This window comes from Providencia sp. PROV209, assembly GCF_028479485.1.
Classification (GTDB): Bacteria; Pseudomonadota; Gammaproteobacteria; order Enterobacterales; family Enterobacteriaceae; genus Providencia; species Providencia alcalifaciens.
Window position 1 is genome coordinate 165,126 of the sequence record NZ_JAMPNR010000004.1, and the last position, 18,503, is coordinate 183,628.

The following is an 18,503-nucleotide window of genomic DNA, read 5'->3' on the forward strand; positions in this document are numbered from 1 at the left end:
GTCGTTAAAGTTATCTGGTATATACCAGTATTTTTTACGCTAACGGGTTTATGTGACAGAAAAATGAAATTGCTCGAGAAACCAAAAATTTATTTTTAAGAATGAAGATCAGAGAGTATCAACCTCAATACGCAGGCTATCATGACGCCAATATTCCACATCATAATCCAGAATACGCCCATATTGATCGTAGTTTAAACGTTGCAGTAACAGTGCGGGGCGACCCACTGCAACGCCGAGTGCGCTGGCGGCTTGCGGTGGCATTGCTGTTGGGTAAAAAGACAAATGCATACTGGTATAAATCAGCCCATATTGATGCTCATACACTTCGGTGAGACTACCATTGAGATCGTGGCTTAATAACTCAGGAACACGAGCAGGAAGACAGTGGTTTTCCGAGTAACAAACGGGGCGGTCATCTGCATAGCGTAGGCGAGTGAGCAGATAAATTTGTTCAAAAGGTTGTAATTGCAGCGGCGCCATTGCCTCTACGGGGACAGTCACAACATTGCCCTCTAACAGCGTAGTTTTTGGTTGGCGGCCTTGCTCTAAACACAGTTTATGAAAATTAGTATTTTGCGTTGGGTCGAGCCATAAACGCTCGGGCGTCACAAACCAGCCTCGGCGCTCAGAACGGTAAATTGCGCCACTGGATTCCAGTTGTGCCAAGCTTTCTCTGATAGTCACACGGGTGGTATTAAAAATGGTACAAAGCTCTCGCTCAGAGGGCAGTTTATCGCCACTTTTCAGCGCGCCGCTCTGAATTCTTGCTTGTAATTGCGCTTTGATGAGGAGGTACTGCGGCTGTTCATCCATCGATAATGTATCCGTTTTTCGTCGCAAAATTTTTTATCCATTATACACGCCAATATGAATTTTTTGTTGCAGGGCGTCTTTTCCTTTGACCTTCTTGTTCATCTGCCGTCATTATAATATTAATCTGGTATAGACCAATGGTGAATTTAAATGACAATGAATCAATATCTGCTGTTAACACCGGGACCTTTGACCACGTCGCAAACGGTAAAAGAGGCGATGCTATTTGATAGCTGCACATGGGACGATGACTATAACTTAGGCGTGGTGCAGCGTATTCGCCAACAGCTGGTGGAATTGGCGACAACCCAAGCGGGGTATACCAGTGTGTTACTCCAAGGAAGTGGCAGCTATGCAGTCGAAGCTGTACTGGGTTCAGTGCTAGAGCCTCAAGATAAAATCTTGATTGTGAGTAATGGCGCTTATGGTGCCCGAATGGCTGAAATGGCGCAATTAATGGGTATTTCCCATCATGTTTATGATTGTGGAGAAGTGGCGTTACCTGATGTGTCACAGATTGAGCAACTACTCCAACAAGATAGCCAAATTAGTCATATCGCTATGGTGCACTGCGAAACGACTACGGGTATTTTGAATCCAATTGAGCGAGTCGCCGAATTAGCTAAGCGGTATCAAAAACGCTATATCGTGGATGCGATGAGTAGCTTTGGGGGGATCCCTCTGGATGTGGGGGCGATGAATATTGATTTTCTGATCAGCTCTGCAAACAAGTGTATTCAAGGGGGGCCGGGTTTTGGGTTTGTGATTGCTCGCACTTGTGAGCTGGAGAAATGCGCAGGGCGCTCTCGCTCGCTTTCACTTGATCTCTATGCCCAGTGGCACTGTATGGAGCAGTTCCATGGCAAATGGCGTTTTACTTCCCCAACGCACACTGTTTTGGCTTTTGCACAAGCATTGAAGGAACTGGTGCAAGAAGGCGGCGTGAACGCTCGTTTCCAGCGTTATCAACAGAATCAGCGCAAGCTGGTGGAAGGTATGCGCCAATTGGGCTTTCGCACATTATTAGATGATAGCCAACAATCGCCGATTATCACGGCATTTTATTCGCCAGATGCCGAAGATTATCAGTTCAACCAATTTTATCAGCAGCTCAAAGTACAAGGCTTTGTAATCTATCCGGGTAAAGTTTCGAAGAGCGATTGTTTCCGCATTGGTAATATTGGTGAAGTGTATCCGCATCATATCGATGCCTTATTGGTTGCGATAAAAAATGCGATGTATTGGGAAAAGAAGGATTAATGATGAACCGTATTGAAGCTGTTATTTTAGATTGGGCGGGAACGACGGTAGATTTCGGCTCATTCGCCCCCACTCAAATTTTTATTGAGGCGTTTAAATCCGCATTCGATATTGATATCACCTTGGCTCAAGCCCGTATCCCGATGGGGTTAGGTAAATGGCAGCATATTGAAGCGTTAGGAAAACTACCAGAGATTGATGCGATGTGGCAGGCAAGGTTTGGACGCTCAATGACCAGCGAAGATATCGATGCTATTTACCAAACTTTTATGCCGTTACAGATTGCTAAAGTGGTTGATTTTGCAGCGCCGATTGATGGGGTTGTTAGCACGATTACAACGCTGCGTGGGCAAGGAGTTAAAATTGGTTCCTGTTCAGGCTACCCAAGAGCAGTGATGGAAAAGTTGGTTCCAGCGGCGGCCACATTGGGGTATCAACCCGATTACTGGATTGCCAGTGATGATTTAGCAGCTGGCGGACGTCCAGGGCCGTGGATGGCGCTGCAAAATGTGATTGAACTGGCGGTCAATTCCGTCTCCCATTGTGTGAAAGTGGATGATGCCGTACCGGGAATTGAAGAGGGGCGCAATGCGGGAATGTGGAGCATTGGATTAGCGATTTCAGGTAATGAATTTGGTAAAACATGGGATGAATATCAAGGCATGAGCCAAGAAGATATTTCTCCATTACGTCAGCAAGCTGCGGACAAACTGTATGCGGCGGGCGCCCATTATGTGATTGATACCTTGTCCGATCTTCCTCGAGTGATTGACGAAATCAACGGCAGACTGGCAAACGGTGAGAAGCCATAAGTTTCAGGTTAGTTTGACCAAGTAGGGTCGCCTACTTGGTCGATGAATTTAGAGTATATTTATTGGTAATTCAGGGGCGAGCGTCGCCACCATCACCGCTTTAATGGTATGCAGGCGGTTTTCCGCTTGGTCGAAGACGATGCTGTAAGGGGATTCAAACACCTCTTCCGTCACTTCCAGTCCACCATAAAGATTAAACTCTTTGGCAAGCTGAGCGCCTAATGTAGTGTCTTCATTATGAAATGCCGGCAGGCAGTGTAAGAATTTCACGTCTGGGTTACCCGTCAGTTTGATCACGTCCATATTCACTTGGTACGGTTTCATTAAAGCAATGCGTTGCGCCCAGACTTCTTTAGGTTCTCCCATCGAAACCCACACATCGGTATACAGAAAATCTGCGTCTTTAACGCCTTCTGCCACGTTTTCCGTCAGAATGATTTTTCCGCCAGTGGTTTTAGCGATTTTCTGGCACTCTGCAACTAATTCAGCCTCTGGCCAGCAGCTTTTTGGTGCCACTAAACGCAGCTCCATGCCTGTTAATGCCGCTGCTTCTAACATTGAATTTCCCATGTTATTGCGTGCATCCCCTAAGTAAGCAAATTTAATTTGTGAAAGTGGGGTATTGGGTTTATGTTCTTGAATGGTAAGCAAATCGGCTAATAACTGTGTGGGATGGAATTCGTTAGTTAATCCATTCCAGACAGGCACTCCCGCATGCTGAGCTAATGTTTCGACGGTGCTTTGTGCATAACCCCGATATTGCACGCCATCGTACATCCGACCCAATACTCTGGCGGTGTCTTTCATGGTCTCCTTGTGCCCGATTTGGCTACCGGATGGCCCAAGATAGGTAACTCTTGCCCCTTGGTCGAAAGCGCCGACTTCAAATGCGCAGCGCGTCCGTGTGGAATCTTTCTCGAAGATCAGCGCAAAATTCTTACCGGCTAATAAAGGTGGCTCTGTACCAGATTTTTTGGCTAATTTTAGCCAAGCGGAGAGTTTTAATAATGCATGAATATCGTTAGAGGTGAAATCTAATAATCTTAAAAAATGCTTTCCGTGTAGGGGGTTCATAAATTACAGCCTTTTATAATTGAATTAATATTCAATTTATAGTCATAAAAATTCAAAATCAACCCCTCATGCAAAAGAAATTATTTTATTAGGTATGGTTTCACTCTTGACCCTATGGGAGAATGAGCCAGAGACTAATACCACGGAATAAGGGGTGTGGAGATGGTAGATAAAGCTGAATTTGATGCGCAGTACGAAGAAACTCGCCTGATCATTGAAGAGTTACTGGAAGATGGAAGTGATCCTGATGCGCTGTATGCAATTGAGCATCACTTTTCTGCAAACAATTTTGAATTGTTAGAAAAAGCGGCTGTTGAAGCATTCAAACTGGGCTATGAAGTCACTGATGCGGAAGAACTGGAAATTGAAACAGGTGAAACCCTGATGTGTTGCGATGTCATCAGTGAAAGTGCGCTAAATGCAGAACTGATCGACGCACAAGTTGAACAGTTAATGAAATTAGCCGAAAAAATGGGTGTGAACTACGATGGTTGGGGCACCTATTTTGAAGATCCAGACGCAGAATATGATGATGAAGACGGTGACGACGAAGGGGATGATGAGTCCGAAAATCGTGTTCACTAATTGATTCTTCAAATTTCAATCGGTGATAATCTCGCCAGATTGAAAAATAAAAAAGCACTGAACGAGAATATCGTCAGTGCTTTTTTGTTTTTATGTCATTCAGTTAATTCTCGTACCATATAGTGCCATCCATAAATATCCATATAGCGTAATGTGGTGCGAGACGTTTCATATTTCTCATCGGTATAACCACGGCGTAAATAAAGTTCTCTTGCCTTGGTATTCAAATCAGATACATACAAAGAAACTCGGGTGAGCTTAGGATCTGCGGCTGCTTGTTTTTCAATGTGATCTAACACGCGATTACCAATTCCCATACCTCGTAACTTGTTATCGACACATAAGTAAGAAAGGTAGGCGGTATCTGGTCTTGGTCTGTGTACAAATAACTGAAAAATGCGGCTGATCTTCATAAAGCGGAAGAAGCCCGCTTTACGCAGGATTTGCATTAATGAAACGGGAGTAGGTGCTTGTTCTTGAACGCGTTTTACGCCGTAAGTGATACCATAAACTGCGACTAGATTGCCATTTAATTTAACCTGAAAGTGCCTATCATAGGGGTCACTCAGACCGCGCTGCCAAAATAGAGATAACACCCCCTGACGCTGGGCTTCTGGCATATCGCTAATGGTTTTAAATTTAGAGGAAAAGGCTTCATAAAATAGCGTGTTAGCACTATCAATGCTTGCTTCCTCTAAAGGTTCAATGACGAGCGGGTCGTGATTGATTATTAAGTTGGCCATTATGAGCTCACCGAAGAAGGGCTGGCATGCTCAAGCGTAAACACCATTTCAGGGGAGTTCTCTTGAAAAGCATTCAACTGCCAGTCACCGTAAAGATAACGAACACGTAAACCACAAAATTCAACGGCCTGAGCAATGTCGCTGAGTGTCGGAAAGGCAATATCCGATTCAGCACGGAATATCGGGCCATTCTCACCTTGTTGGTAGAATGTTTGATAGCGGACAATGCCATTCAGCTCAGCAACATCATTCCAAAGAGTGACTTCGCCAAATTCTTGGGTCGTGAGGGATTCACGAGATAATTCAGGCGTCCACTCTCTCCACTCTTCAACCGCTGGGTTGCGGCTATCAAATACAATCGTGCCATCGGCAGTGAGATGTCGCTGCATGGCTTGCAATGCGGAAATTCGTTGTTCTTGAGTCAAAAAAACTTGAAAAGCGTGACCAGATAAAATGATCAAATCAAATTTCATGTCCAGATTGAGCTTTTCGGCAGTACTGTTTACCCAACGAACGCGACTTGTTTTTTGTTGAGCAATATCCAACATCGCTTGCGCGGGATCGACACCGACCAAAGTAGTATGTGGATATTGCTCCGCAATGGCGGTGAGTAACGTGCCAGTACCGCAGCCTAAATCTAAAATATGCTGTGCAGAAGATGCACGGTTAAGGTAGACCGCATAATCTGTCCGTTGCAAACTATTGTCTAGATCATAGAAGCGGGCAAGCATCGGGTCTTCATAGAGTGCATCTTCATACAGTGACGTCATTGGCTGCGATATCTCTTTGATGTTGAATAATGAGGCGGTGAGAATTACAGGGTTTTCAGCATCCGAATTTCACAGTCGCTATGCCCTGTATTACCCAAAGGCTCGTCGATAAAGTCGAAACCTAATTTTTCATACAGTTTAATCGCAGCTTGTAGCTCTTTGGTGGTTTCTAAGTAACAGCGGGTGTAGCCTTGCTGCTTAGCGAATTCCAAAGACATTAAGACGATTTGCTTGGCTAAACCTTTTCCGCGCAGCACAGAAGAGAGATACATTTTCTGTAATTCAGCGGTGTGTTCATCACCACCGGCGACTTGTGAAATGCCGCCACCGCCAACCACTTTACCGTCCATTTCCACCACCCAATAAGCGCTACGAGGCTTACTGTACACTTCATACAGCGTGTCTAAAATAGGATCCGCAACTGCGAAACCTTTATCTGCGGTTAGCCCATGTTCAGCGGAAACCTCACGAATAACAGCGGCGATCCCTGGGTTATCTTGAGGTTGAATTAAACGAACTTGAACGGTTGAGGTTGTGTTTGTTGTCATAAGAATATCTCTTTCTATTTGTATTATTTATATTTTTAATTGCACTATTTACTGGTGCAATATTTATGATATTGAGTATCTTCCTAGGCTTTTCAATACTCAGAATACAAAAAAGCCCTAACTCATCGGCGACGAGTCAGGGCTAGAGATTTAAAGCGTAATGATTATAAAGAGGCGATAGTCACTTTTTGCGCTTCAATCTTCGCTTTCGCTTCGATATTTTCCGCTAAACGCGCGCGCTCTTTCTCAACCACGGCAGCAGGGGCACGGCTTACAAAGCCTTCGTTTGCCAGCTTGCTTTCAATGGTATCAATTTCTTTTACCACTTTTTCCAGCTCTTTATCTAAACGAGCCAGCTCAGCGTCTTTATCAACCAGACCAGCCATTGGGATCAGCACTTCAGCGCCTGCGACTAATTTAGTCACAGAAACTGGGGCTTCTTCGCCTTCAGCTAGGACACGGATGCTCGCTAAACGCGCCATAGAACGGATAAAGTTTTCGTTTTCTGCAACGCGACGTGCGGCATCAGCTGACGCACCACGTAACATGACATCCAGTGGTTTACCCGGCGCAATGTTCATTTCTGCACGAATATTACGTACAGCAATGATCGCTTCTTTAATCCACTCTAAATCGCTCAGTGCTAGCTCATCCACTTTCGCCGCATCGAACTCTGGGAATGCTTGCAGCATGATGGTATCAGCTTCAATACCTTTCACCACTTTCACGCGCTGCCAGATGGTTTCGGTGATAAATGGAATGATTGGGTGAGCCAGACGCAGTAAGCCTTCCAGTACTTCAATCAGGGTGAAGCGTGCCGCACGAACTTGGGCTTCATTACCTTTATGAACCGCAGGTTTAGACAGCTCTAAGTACCAGTCACAGAATTCATTCCATGTGAAATCATACAGAATGCCCGCGGCGATATCGTAACGGTGGGTATCTAGCGCTTCACGGTACGCTTTTACGGTTTGGTTGAACTGCGCCATGATCCAGCGATCCGCTAATGAGAAGCTCATTTCGCCGCCGTTTTGACCGCAATCTTGACCTTCGGTGTTCATCAGAACGAAGCGGCTCGCATTCCATAATTTATTACAGAAGTTACGGTAACCGGACAGACGCTTCATATCCCAGTTGATATCGCGACCCGTTGATGCCAGTGCCGCTAAGGTAAAGCGCAGGGCATCAGTACCGTGTGCTTCAATGCCGTCTGGATACTCTTTACGAGTACGCTTAGCAATTTTCTCAGCCAGTTGTGGCTGCATCATGTTGCCAGTACGTTTTTCCAGTAAGGCTTCCAATGAAATACCGTCGATCATATCCAGTGGGTCGATAACGTTCCCTTTAGATTTAGACATTTTCTGACCTTCTTCATCGCGGATCAGACCTGTCATGTACACGGTTTTAAACGGAACTTGAGGCTCGCCATTTTCATCTTTGATGAAATGCATGGTCATCATGATCATACGGGCAATCCAGAAGAAAATAATATCGAATCCACTGACTAATACATCTGTTGGATGGAAAGTTTTCAGCGCATCGGTATTTTCTGGCCAGCCTAAGGTTGAGAATGTCCACAGACCAGAAGAGAACCACGTATCTAATACGTCGTCATCTTGACGCAGTGCCACATCGGCACCTAAGTTGTTTTCGCGGCGAACTTCGTCTTCATCACGACCCACGTAAACATTGCCTTTGTCGTCATACCAAGCTGGAATACGGTGACCCCACCATAATTGACGAGAAATACACCAGTCTTGGATATCACGCATCCAAGAGAAATACATGTTTTCGTATTGGCGCGGAACGAATTGGATACGACCATCTTCAACGGCTTTGATAGCGTCTTTCGCTAAAGGCGCAGTACGTACGTACCATTGGTCAGTCAGCATTGGCTCGATAACCACGCCACCACGGTCACCGTAAGGTACGGTTAAATCGTGAGGTTTGACTTCGACCAGTAAGCCTAATTGTTCAAATTCAGCGACGATAGCTTTACGGGCAGCAAAACGCTCCATACCACGGTAAGCTTCAGGAATTTCGCTGCTGTAATCGGTGCAAGGGTTGCCGTTGGTATCGAATACTTCCGCTTCGTTACGAACGTTACCATCCAAGTCCATCATATTGATCATGGTCAGTTGGTGACGCTTACCGACTTCATAGTCGTTGAAATCATGAGCTGGGGTAATTTTTACGCAGCCAGTACCTTTTTCCATATCGGCGTGTTCATCACCGACGATTGGAATACGGCGATTGATAATTGGCAGAATAATTTCTTTGCCAATTAAATCCTTATAACGTGGATCTTCAGGGTTAACGGCGACACCAGTATCACCCAGCATGGTTTCTGGACGTGTGGTTGCAACCACTAAGTAGTCTTTTCCTTCCGCTGTTTTCGCGCCATCAGCCAGTGGATAACGCAGGTGCCACATGGAACCTTTGACTTCGCGGTTTTCAACTTCCAGATCTGAAATAGCTGTGTGCAGTTTCGGGTCCCAGTTAACCAGACGCTTACCACGATAGATTAAATTCTCTTTGTACATACGGACGAAAGCTTCTTTAACGGCTTTAGACAGCCCTTCATCCATCGTGAAACGTTCGCGATCCCAGTCAACAGAGTCACCTAAACGGCGCATTTGTTGAGAAATAGTGCCACCAGATTCGGCTTTCCATTCCCAGATTTTATCGATAAACGCATCACGACCGTAATCATGGCGATTTTTGCCTTCTTCAGCTGCAATTTTACGTTCAACCACCATTTGGGTCGCGATACCTGCGTGGTCAGTACCCGTTTGCCACAGGGTATTTTTCCCTTGCATACGTTGGTAACGGATCATGGTATCCATGATGGTTTGTTGGAAGGCGTGACCCATGTGCAGGCTACCGGTGACGTTTGGTGGCGGAATAACCACGCAGAAGCTGTCTTTTGAAGTATCACCGTTAGGACGGAAATAACCGCTTTTTTCCCAGTGGGTATACAGGGATTGTTCGATTTCCGCTGGGTTATAAGTTTTGTCGAGGGATGGCTCGATCATTGCGTTCTCTGGTTTCTTTTCCATTTTTATCTTTGTATTCAGTAAGTTGGCGGCGTCGCCATGGTCAAGTTGAAGCCGACGCTCCGGTAAATTTTATACCGGTCACGCGCCAACTGTTTTAAAGTTTCATCGATAGGCACAAAGTCTATCACTTCATGGAAAGCCGTTGCAAAATCTGCGAATTGGCTTTGTAAATTAATCAGAATATCGCGAGGTGTATTACCCCGTTTATTCGGCCAGCAAATTTCAATTGGCGCACCATAGCGGGGACCTTCTCCTGCTAAATTGTGGGGGACAAATTGGTGAGGATCTCGCTGCCAAAGTGCCTCATCCATTTTTTCAGCTTGTTGCTGATTTTCGCAGGCAATCAGAATACGTTTTCCATTGCGCCACGCTTGTGCAGCAAGCTCACAAGCAAGCCATTCATGGGCTTCATATTCGGCTTGTGGGGAGGGCTGTTCAAGTAAGTAAAATGTACCTTTTTTCATATACCCGTCATACTTCAATTTGTAGGGGTGTTGGCTACGCGCTCTCGCCTTAGTCACATACTTGTGTATGCTCCTAAGGTCTCAATCACTTGCCGCCTACCTACAAACTGAATTATCTAGGGTATAGCGTGGATCGCCATCCTTCAATTTGCAGGGTGCTGGTTGTGCTCTTTCGCTGACCTAAAGCAAGATTAAATCTGCGCTGAATTATACTCGTTTTTACCACAGCCTCAAAATGGTGTGGTGAGAGTGACCTAACTGCTTGTTGCTTAAAAACAATATCCCGAATCGCAGAGTTTGCTCATCGGGATATTATAATAACAACTTAGTGAATCGCGATTATCAATCGTAATCGAAATTACTCGTCGCCATTTAAGCCTGCACGGTTCAGTAAGAACTGAGCCAACATGGAAACCGGACGACCAGTAGCCCCTTTGGCTTTACCTGAACGCCATGCTGTACCTGCGATATCCAAGTGCGCCCAGTTATACTTACCAGTGAAACGCGCTAAGAAGCAGCCAGCAGTGATTGCGCCACCCGGACGACCACCGGTGTTTGCTAAATCAGCAAAGTTAGAGCTGATTTGCTCATAATACTCATCTGCTAATGGTAAACGCCAAGCACGGTCACCCGCTTGCTCAGAGGCATTTAACAGTTCATGAGCCAGTGGGTTATGATTAGACATCAATCCAGTGTAGTGGCTACCTAAGGCAATGACGCACGCGCCTGTTAATGTCGCGATATCGATAACCAGTTCAGGCTCGAAACGCTCCACGTAAGTCAGAGTATCGCACAGCACTAAACGACCTTCAGCGTCAGTATTCAGGACTTCAACAGTCTGACCAGACATCGTTGTCAGAACGTCACCAGGGCGATAAGCGTGTCCGCCTGGCATGTTTTCACAGCCAGCCAATACACCGACTACGTTAATTGGCAGTTGCAGCTCAGTAATAAAGCGCATTACGCCATAAACGGTCGCTGCGCCGCACATGTCGTATTTCATTTCATCCATGCCATCAGCTGGCTTGATGGAAATACCGCCTGAGTCGAAGGTTAAGCCTTTACCGACCAGCACAATTGGTTTGCACTCTGGATCTGGGCTGCCTTTGTATTCCATGATGGACATCAGGGATTCGTTTTGTGAACCCTGACCTACCGCTAAGTATGCGTTCATACCCAGCTCTTTCATCTGCTCTTCACCGATCACGCGGGTGGTCAGTTTGCTGTCCGAAATATCAGCCAGTTGGCGAGCTTGCGATGCTAAATAGCCAGCGTTACAGATATTTGGTGGCATATTACCCAAATCTTTAGCGGCTTTAACGCCAGATGCGATCGCTAAACCGTGGGCGATTGCGCGCTCACCGCTGGTCAGTTCACGGCGCGTTGGTACGTTGAATACCAATTTACGCAGTGGACGACGATGCTCTGTTTTATTACTTTTCAGTTGATCGAACACGTATAAGGATTCTTTCGCTGTTTCCACTGCTTGGCGAACTTTCCAGTAGTTATTGCGACCTTTTACATGTAGCTCAGTCAAGAAACAAACGGCTTCCATTGAGCCAGTTTCATTCAGAGTGCTAATGGTTTTCTGAATGATTTGTTTGAATTGACGCTCATCGAGTTCACGTTCTTTTCCGCAACCGATCAGTAAAATACGCTCAGATAGAACGTTAGGCACATGATGCAGCAGTAAGGATTGACCTACTTTACCTTCAAGCTCACCACGGCGCAGCAGGGCGCTGATATATCCGTCACTGATTTTGTCCAGCTGTTCAGCGATAGGGGACAGACGGCGTGGTTCAAAGACTCCGACAACGATACAAGCGCTACGTTGTTTTTCCGGGCTACCACTTTTTACACTAAACTCCATGCGTTCTCCTGAATCTTAAAGACAAAGGTCGATGCTCCAGTTAAAATTAGCCTTTCGCATGATCTGGCTTATAGAGAATGAACTCTTTGTGTTAAATTGAGCAAATACCTAGTTTTGCTTATATTAAGCATATTCCGATATAGTACGTAGTATAGATAATGCTTTTATATCATTCTAGCCAAACAATAAACCAGAGTATATTTTAGTAAATGGCTGTCATAGAACGAACTTAGCCATTTTCATCCCAAAAGACAAGTTTTCACAGGCGTAATAAGCGTGATCATTATTCGATATTTGGTTCGGGAAACCCTAAAAAGTCAGCTGGCGATACTTTTTGTCCTTTTGCTGATCTTTTTTAGTCAAAAGTCCATCGACATCTTAGGTGCCGCTGTTCAAGGGAATATTCCTTCGAATTTAGTTCTTCCATTATTAGGATTAGGTGTGCCGGAAATGGCGCAACTCATCTTACCTTTAAGCCTATTTCTTGGGCTATTGATGACTTACAGCAAATTGTACACAGAAAGCGAAATTACTGTGATGCATGCCTGCGGTCTGGGTAAAAGTGTGCTTGTGAAAGCGGCACTGGTACTCGCTGCATTGACCGCTTTAGTTGCGGTTGCCAATATTACGTGGATGCTGCCTTGGTCGTCTCAGTATCAAGAGCAAGTATTGGCCGATGCGAAAGCCAACCCTGGCTTAGCCGCAATGGTGGAAGGGCAGTTTAAAACCACCAAAGATGGCAACTTTGTGTTGTACATCGGTGAAGTCAAAGGCAATGATTTTAAAAATGTTTTCTTAGCACAGCTGCGTACAGCCAATGAGCAACGTCCATCCGTTGTTGTGGCAGATAGCGGTTATATGAAAGAAGATGAATATGGTCGCCAAATGGTGGTGCTGGACCAAGGAACACGCTACGAAGGTACTGCGATGTTACGCGATTTCCGCATCACTGATTTTGTGAATTACCAAGCAGTTGTTGATCATAAAGCCACGGATGTGAGTACTGACAAAGTGGAACAAAAAACCATGATGCAGCTGTGGAATGAAGATAACCCTGAGGTCAATGCTGAATTCCACTGGCGTCTAACCATTGTGTTCTCTGTGGTCGTGATGGCGTTGATGGTAGTGCCGCTGAGTGAAGTGAACCCTCGTCAAGGGCGCGTACTCAGTATGATCCCTGCCATGTTGTTGTATCTGATTTTCTTCTTATTACAAAGTACGTTACGTAATAGCGCCGATAAGGGAGACATCGATCCTAAATATGCGATGTGGGCGGTTAACTTGGGTTACTTGCTATTAGCAGTGATTCTGAATTTATGGGATACCGTACCAATGCGCAAAGTACGCGCTAAGTTGACCAGAGGGGTTGCCTGATGTTTGGTGTTTTAGATAGGTATATCGGTCGAACTATCCTCAATTCGATTTTGATGACGCTGTTTTTATTGGTTTCCCTTTCAGGGATCATCAAATTTGTCGAGCAGCTTCGCAAAGTGGGTGACGGTGATTACACGGCGATGAGCGCAGGGGTTTTCACCTTATTAACCGTTCCCAAAGATATCGATATTTTCTTCCCAATGGCGGCATTATTGGGGGCATTGTTGGGATTAGGAGCGTTAGCTTCCCGCAGTGAACTGGTGGTGATGCAAGCGTCAGGTTTTACCCGTTTGCAAATTGCGATGTCGGTGATGAAAACAGCGATTCCATTGGTTATCGTTACGATGATCATGGGGGAGTGGGTTGCACCTGCAGGCGAACAATGGGCGCGTAATTACCGCGCAGAAAAAATTGTGGGTAGCTCTTTGGTCGTAACAGATTCAGGTATGTGGGCGAAAGATGCCCATGACTTTATCTATATCCAGCGCATTAAAGATGCAAGCACCATCCAAGATGTTTCTATTTATCGCTTCGATGATCATCGCAAATTAGAGTCAGTGATGTTTGCGGCACGTGGAACTTACGATGCAGATAAAAAATTGTGGGTATTATCCCAAGTTCAGGAATCTATCTTAGGTAGCCAGCAAAAAATCACGGGTTCACAGCGTTTAACCTATGACTGGAAAACCAATCTAACACCGGAAAAATTAGGGATTGTTTCCCTGAATGCGGATTCCCTCTCGATTCGTGGGCTGTATCAGTACATCACGTATTTGAAAGAGAGTGGGCAAGTGGCTTCGGTGTATCAGCTGAGTATGTGGCAAAAAATTCTGGCGCCATTGTCTGCGGCGGTAATGATGTTGATGGCGGTTTCCTTTATCTTCGGACCTCTACGTACTGTTCCAATGGGGGTACGTGTGGTTTCAGGGATTGTTGGCGGCTTCTTGTTCTACATCTTAAACCAAGGTTTTGGTAACTGGAGTTTGGTTTACTCCATTCCGCCTGTGGTTGCAGCAGCGCTGCCGAGTGTCTTGTTCTTGGGTGTGAGTATCTTCTTGTTAGTTAAACGAAAATAGTTCATTCCCTTTAAATTGAAAAAAGGCTGTAGAATCGAATGATTTTACAGCCTTTTTTATTGCTGATGGCAAGTCTCCATTTTAAGAACACACTCATTTTATGCTGAAGATAAAATTACCGAAATTACTCAGCATCGATTGAATTTTTCCTTGTAGCTTAAATAATTCATGCTGGACCTTTTTTGTTCCGTCTGAGATGTATATTCACCGATAATGCCTATCACGTTTTTCCCACTTTTGTTGGCAATCTGTTGTGCATAGGAGAAAGAACCGCCATTTGCACTGTATGATTTTCTAATTCTATAAGCATTTTTCCAGGTCGCTTGAATGAATGAATGATTGCTTTGCTTCGATCATGGTATCTGCGAATAGTTTTTATACTCGGCGGTGGCTTCAATGTTCGGATCATCCGCTTTCTCATTAACCAGATCTTGAAAGATCTATTTCGACATAGTCTGGTTTTTTAGGCTGTGGAAAGGCTTTTTGATGATTAAATACATTTCTGAGTTGCTGTACTCATTCAGAAACAGTGTTCGTTCCTGATTATACGGAGCTGGGACGTAATATGTTATGAGCGAAAAACGGGATAATTTTCATCTTAGTTCCTTTGTCAATAATGAGTGATAAGGTCTAAGAGTAGCGAAAGGTCATTCTAAAATATTGCACAAAAAGCAGCCGTCTATCAGAAAGAGCGGCGAATAAAAAACTGCCTGAAGGGCTCAGGCAGTTGTCACGATAAATGTCAGTAGGCGCACAAATCCGCGTTTTAGGGTAGGGGTATAACTCGCCAGTGCATTAATCGCGTCGGCGGTACCCTTTCAATTTTTCCCATACGCATGGTTAGAGGACAACGAAGCGACCATATCGTTAACACCGGCAGTTAACTTACTGAACTTGCTACCCTCTTTACGGGTCATCACCACGAATACCGCAATATTTTGCTGTGGGATCATCGCCATATAGGTATTAAATCCGCCGCCGCCACCGGTTTTCTGGTAGATCCCCGGAATACCGTTTTTAGGCTTCATATAAACCCAGCCTAGACCCAGCCCATCTGCGTAACCAGCGACATCCATTCCCTTGGCATCAATAAGTTTTTCACGTGGGAAGAAAATACCTTGTTCGCGAGCTGCGGTGGCTTTACGTAAGTTATTATCTGTGGATAAAAATTGCTGCATCCACTTCTGCATATCAGCAGGGGTTGAGTACACGCCGCCGCTACCTGCCGCCGCAAGGGTGTTGTGGCATGGGCTTGGCTTGGTGCCTTCCATTAATCGGGCACACTGATTTTTACTTGGCGTATAGGTGGTATCCGTCATTTTCGCCGGAGAGGTCACGTATTTGCTGAACAATTGCGGGTATGACTGCCCCGTTGCTTTAACCATGGCATCAGCAAGTAAATCATAGGCGAGGTTGGAATAAGCCGCTTCAGTACCCGGCGTAAAATCGAGCTTACCGGTTTTCAGCCATGTCCAACGGTTCTCTTGGGTTGGCCAAATAAACACCGGACGCCCCCATTTTCCACCGGGTTGCTCACGAGGTAAGCCACTAGTATGGCTCGCTAAATGATACAGTCGGATAGGCTGTCCGCTGTTGTTATCTGGAACAGTAACGCCGTTGTAGCTGTATTGCTGTAGCGGGTCGGTAATCGCTAATTTTTTATCTAGCTCCAGTTTAATTAAGATTTCACTGGTCATTAATTTGCTAACAGAAGCGATACGGATCAGGGAATTAGGACCCGGTTTTTGTCTGCTACCCGGCGCAGTTTCCCCATAATAGCGGGATAAGGTTTGGTTATTATCAATAACGATAATCGCCATGCCACGGGCATCGCTTTCGTTATAAATGCGGTTCGCATACATATCGACAATTTTGGTGACTCGTTCGTAAGTTCGTCTATCACCTTCGAATATTTGCCATTCGGAATTACCTGCAAGCATGCCACTTTGTGGGGTTTGCGAGGTTGTTTCTGTCGTTGAGGAGCACGCCATCAATGCCGCAGACAATGCGGATACCGACAAAATTTTAAGAAACGTTTTCTTCATGTTTGAAGCCAGCCGATATGATTGTTTATAAAAGGCTTTTCAGCCAATATTTATTTTTTCTTCGAGAAAATTTTCATTATGACACCAATTAAGATGCCAATAACCAGACCAGTGGCTATCCATCCAACAAAGCCCATAAAATATGCCTTTATAATTTTACATAAGAGTGCGGATAAACTAACAAAAATTACGCTTTGTCGCCAGTCACACAAAGGTTAAGGCTATGAAAATAGTTATAGGAAAATTAGCATAGATATTCAAATCTTGTTGAACATAACTGGGGATATTGTGTTTTTCATTGGAGGATTTTTGTAGGTGCTTTTTTTTTAATCGAACAATCTGATTCTTCAAGATAAATGTTGCCACTAGGCATAAGGCAAGTATAATGGCTGCGTTTTCCAAGAAACACATCACTTCGTGCCGGAGTGGCGGAATTGGTAGACGCAGTTGATTCAAAATCAACCGCCTTCGGGTGTGCCGGTTCGAGTCCGGCCTTCGGCACCATAAGAACATCAAGAGACGTCAACCGACGTCTTTTTTTGTATCTAAAATCCCAGTTTTACAAGGCTTTTCCCCACTTTTGAGTCTTCCCAAGTATACTAAGGTCAACCCACATCAAGTACCTGCTGTTGGTATATGTGTTGGTATCTCTCGATTCGATAATAGTTTGTACCAACAGAAGGAGATAAATCATGGCTCTTACTGATGCTAAAGTCAGGGCTGCCAAGCCTCTGGATAAATCGTATAAATTAACAGACGGTGATGGTATGCACTTGATGGTACATACCAACGGCTCAAAATATTGGCGTTTACAGTATCGTTTTGGCGGTAAGCAAAAAATGTTAGCTCTGGGTATCTATCCTGAAATCTCACTCGCAGAAGCCAGAGAGAAAAGAGATGCCGCCAGAAAGTTAATTGCTAATGGTTTTGATCCCAGTGAAAAACGCAAAGAAGTGAAAGAAGAGCAGCAAAAAGAATTTAATACATTCGAGAAGGTTGCACGTGATTGGCATGCAACCAATAAGAAATGGTCGGAAGGGCATAGCCATAGAGTCCTCAAAAGCCTTGAGGACAATATCTTTGTGGCTATTGGTAAACGCAATATTGCCGAACTAAAAACTCGTGATCTACTTGAACCGATTAAAGCCGTAGAGATATCTGGACGTCTTGAAGTGGCAGCACGTTTACAACAGCGTGTAACAGCCATCATGCGCTATGCAGTACAAAGTGGTTTAATCGACTATAACCCAGCGCAAGATATGGCTGGTGCGGTTGCTACGGGGAAACGAGTCCATAGAGCAGCCTTAGAACTTAAACGCCTACCTGAGTTCTTACAGCGCATCGATGATTATAAGGGAAGACCGTTAACTAAACTTGCAGTCAAACTTACCTTGTTAGTTTTCATTCGTTCCAGCGAGCTACGCTTCGCTCGTTGGGATGAAATCGATTTTGAAAATGCTATGTGGACGATCCCCGCTGAACGCGAAGCGATAGAAGGCGTTAAACACTCCCATCGCGGATCAAAAATGCGTACTACTCACTTAGTCCCTTTAAGTCGACAAGCTATTGAGATCTTAAAACAGATCTATCAATTCAGTGGCAACCATGAGCTGATTTTTATTGGCGATCATAACCCTAGAAAACCAATGAGTGAAAATACGGTAAACAATGCATTACGTGTGATGGGCTATGATACTAAGACGGAAGTGTGTGGTCATGGTTTTAGAACAATGGCGTGTAGTTCGTTGATTGAGTCAGGTTTGTGGTCAAAGGATGCAGTAGAGAGGCAAATGAGCCACCAAGAGCGTAATTCAGTCAGGGCTGCTTATATTCATAAAGCAGAACATATTGAGGAAAGGCGGCTGATGGTGCAATGGTGGGCTGATTATCTGGATGCGAATAGGGCGAAGGAGATTTCACCTTTTAGTTTTGCGAAGATAAATATTTCAATGAATAACTAGATTTAAAAATTAAATAATAATTAGTTTATCCTTGTTATATAAGGTT

Annotated in this window: 15 protein-coding genes and 1 tRNA gene; 7 read left to right on the plus strand and 9 right to left on the minus strand. The window is 44.8% G+C overall.

Features of this window, described 5'->3' with window-relative positions; translation table 11 throughout:
* Positions 1 to 108 precede the first annotated feature (108 nt).
* Positions 109 to 816, minus strand: coding sequence for a phosphonate utilization transcriptional regulator PhnR (gene phnR, locus PR795_RS05895; RefSeq protein WP_006662432.1), 708 nt, complete (start codon positions 814 to 816; stop codon positions 109 to 111).
* Between the two features lie 150 nt (positions 817 to 966).
* On the opposite strand from phnR, the gene phnW reads away from it, so the two are divergent.
* Complete coding sequence (gene phnW, locus PR795_RS05900) at positions 967 to 2,076, plus strand: 2-aminoethylphosphonate--pyruvate transaminase (RefSeq protein ID WP_272516712.1); 1,110 nt, start codon at positions 967 to 969, stop codon at positions 2,074 to 2,076.
* Between the two features lie 2 nt (positions 2,077 to 2,078).
* Positions 2,079 to 2,888, plus strand: coding sequence for a phosphonoacetaldehyde hydrolase (gene phnX, locus PR795_RS05905; protein ID WP_006662434.1), 810 nt, complete (start codon positions 2,079 to 2,081; stop codon positions 2,886 to 2,888).
* Between the two features lie 48 nt (positions 2,889 to 2,936).
* Here the strand turns inward: phnX and argF are convergent, their stop codons facing one another.
* On the minus strand, positions 2,937 to 3,962 hold the full coding sequence (gene argF, locus PR795_RS05910; RefSeq protein ID WP_154629569.1) for an ornithine carbamoyltransferase: 1,026 nt from the start codon (positions 3,960 to 3,962) through the stop codon (positions 2,937 to 2,939).
* Between the two features lie 162 nt (positions 3,963 to 4,124).
* Here argF and rraB point away from each other — a divergent pair, with 162 nt between their 5' ends.
* Positions 4,125 to 4,547: a ribonuclease E inhibitor RraB gene (gene rraB / locus PR795_RS05915; protein WP_006657925.1), complete on the plus strand. Its 423-nt coding sequence runs from the start codon at positions 4,125 to 4,127 to the stop codon at positions 4,545 to 4,547.
* A gap of 95 nt (positions 4,548 to 4,642) precedes the next feature.
* On the opposite strand, the gene PR795_RS05920 is transcribed toward rraB, so the two are convergent.
* The 6 genes from PR795_RS05920 to pepA all read right to left on the minus strand — a co-directional run bounded on the left by PR795_RS05920 (position 4,643) and on the right by pepA (position 12,001).
* The gene (locus PR795_RS05920) at positions 4,643 to 5,290 is read right to left on the minus strand and encodes a GNAT family N-acetyltransferase (RefSeq protein ID WP_181480346.1); all 648 of its coding nucleotides are present in this window, start codon (positions 5,288 to 5,290) and stop codon (positions 4,643 to 4,645) included.
* Entirely contained in the window at positions 5,290 to 6,060 is a 771-nt protein-coding gene (locus PR795_RS05925) for a class I SAM-dependent methyltransferase (protein WP_036967627.1), read from the minus strand. The genes PR795_RS05920 and PR795_RS05925 overlap by 1 nt, the downstream gene beginning before the upstream one ends.
* A gap of 44 nt (positions 6,061 to 6,104) precedes the next feature.
* Entirely contained in the window at positions 6,105 to 6,608 is a 504-nt protein-coding gene (locus PR795_RS05930; RefSeq protein WP_036976208.1) for a GNAT family N-acetyltransferase, read from the minus strand.
* A gap of 164 nt (positions 6,609 to 6,772) precedes the next feature.
* Positions 6,773 to 9,643: a valine--tRNA ligase gene (locus tag PR795_RS05935; RefSeq protein WP_036967740.1), complete on the minus strand. Its 2,871-nt coding sequence runs from the start codon at positions 9,641 to 9,643 to the stop codon at positions 6,773 to 6,775.
* 38 nt (positions 9,644 to 9,681) lie between these two features.
* A complete protein-coding gene (locus tag PR795_RS05940; RefSeq protein ID WP_006662440.1) occupies positions 9,682 to 10,131 on the minus strand; it encodes a DNA polymerase III subunit chi in 450 nt (149 codons plus the stop codon).
* Positions 10,132 to 10,489: 358 nt separating this feature from the next.
* Positions 10,490 to 12,001: a leucyl aminopeptidase gene (gene pepA, locus PR795_RS05945; RefSeq protein WP_006658423.1), complete on the minus strand. Its 1,512-nt coding sequence runs from the start codon at positions 11,999 to 12,001 to the stop codon at positions 10,490 to 10,492.
* Positions 12,002 to 12,277: 276 nt separating this feature from the next.
* Between pepA and lptF the strand changes: the two genes are divergently transcribed.
* Entirely contained in the window at positions 12,278 to 13,375 is a 1,098-nt protein-coding gene (gene lptF, locus PR795_RS05950; RefSeq protein ID WP_006658424.1) for an LPS export ABC transporter permease LptF, read from the plus strand.
* Positions 13,375 to 14,451, plus strand: a complete 1,077-nt coding sequence (gene lptG, locus PR795_RS05955; protein ID WP_006662441.1) for an LPS export ABC transporter permease LptG — start codon at positions 13,375 to 13,377, stop codon at positions 14,449 to 14,451. Before lptF ends, lptG begins: the two co-directional genes overlap by 1 nt.
* An 818-nt stretch (positions 14,452 to 15,269) precedes the next feature.
* Here the strand turns inward: lptG and ampH are convergent.
* Positions 15,270 to 16,496 (minus strand): D-alanyl-D-alanine-carboxypeptidase/endopeptidase AmpH, encoded by a 1,227-nt coding sequence (gene ampH, locus PR795_RS05960; RefSeq protein ID WP_181480344.1) that lies wholly within the window; start codon positions 16,494 to 16,496, stop codon positions 15,270 to 15,272.
* A 419-nt stretch (positions 16,497 to 16,915) separates the two neighbouring features.
* On the opposite strand from ampH, the gene PR795_RS05965 reads away from it, so the two are divergent.
* Together PR795_RS05965 and PR795_RS05970 are read left to right on the plus strand one after the other, a co-directional pair.
* A tRNA-Leu gene (locus tag PR795_RS05965) sits at positions 16,916 to 17,000 on the plus strand.
* Between the two features lie 188 nt (positions 17,001 to 17,188).
* The gene (locus PR795_RS05970) at positions 17,189 to 18,457 is read left to right on the plus strand and encodes a tyrosine-type recombinase/integrase (protein WP_272516713.1); all 1,269 of its coding nucleotides are present in this window, start codon (positions 17,189 to 17,191) and stop codon (positions 18,455 to 18,457) included.
* Positions 18,458 to 18,503 lie beyond the last annotated feature (46 nt).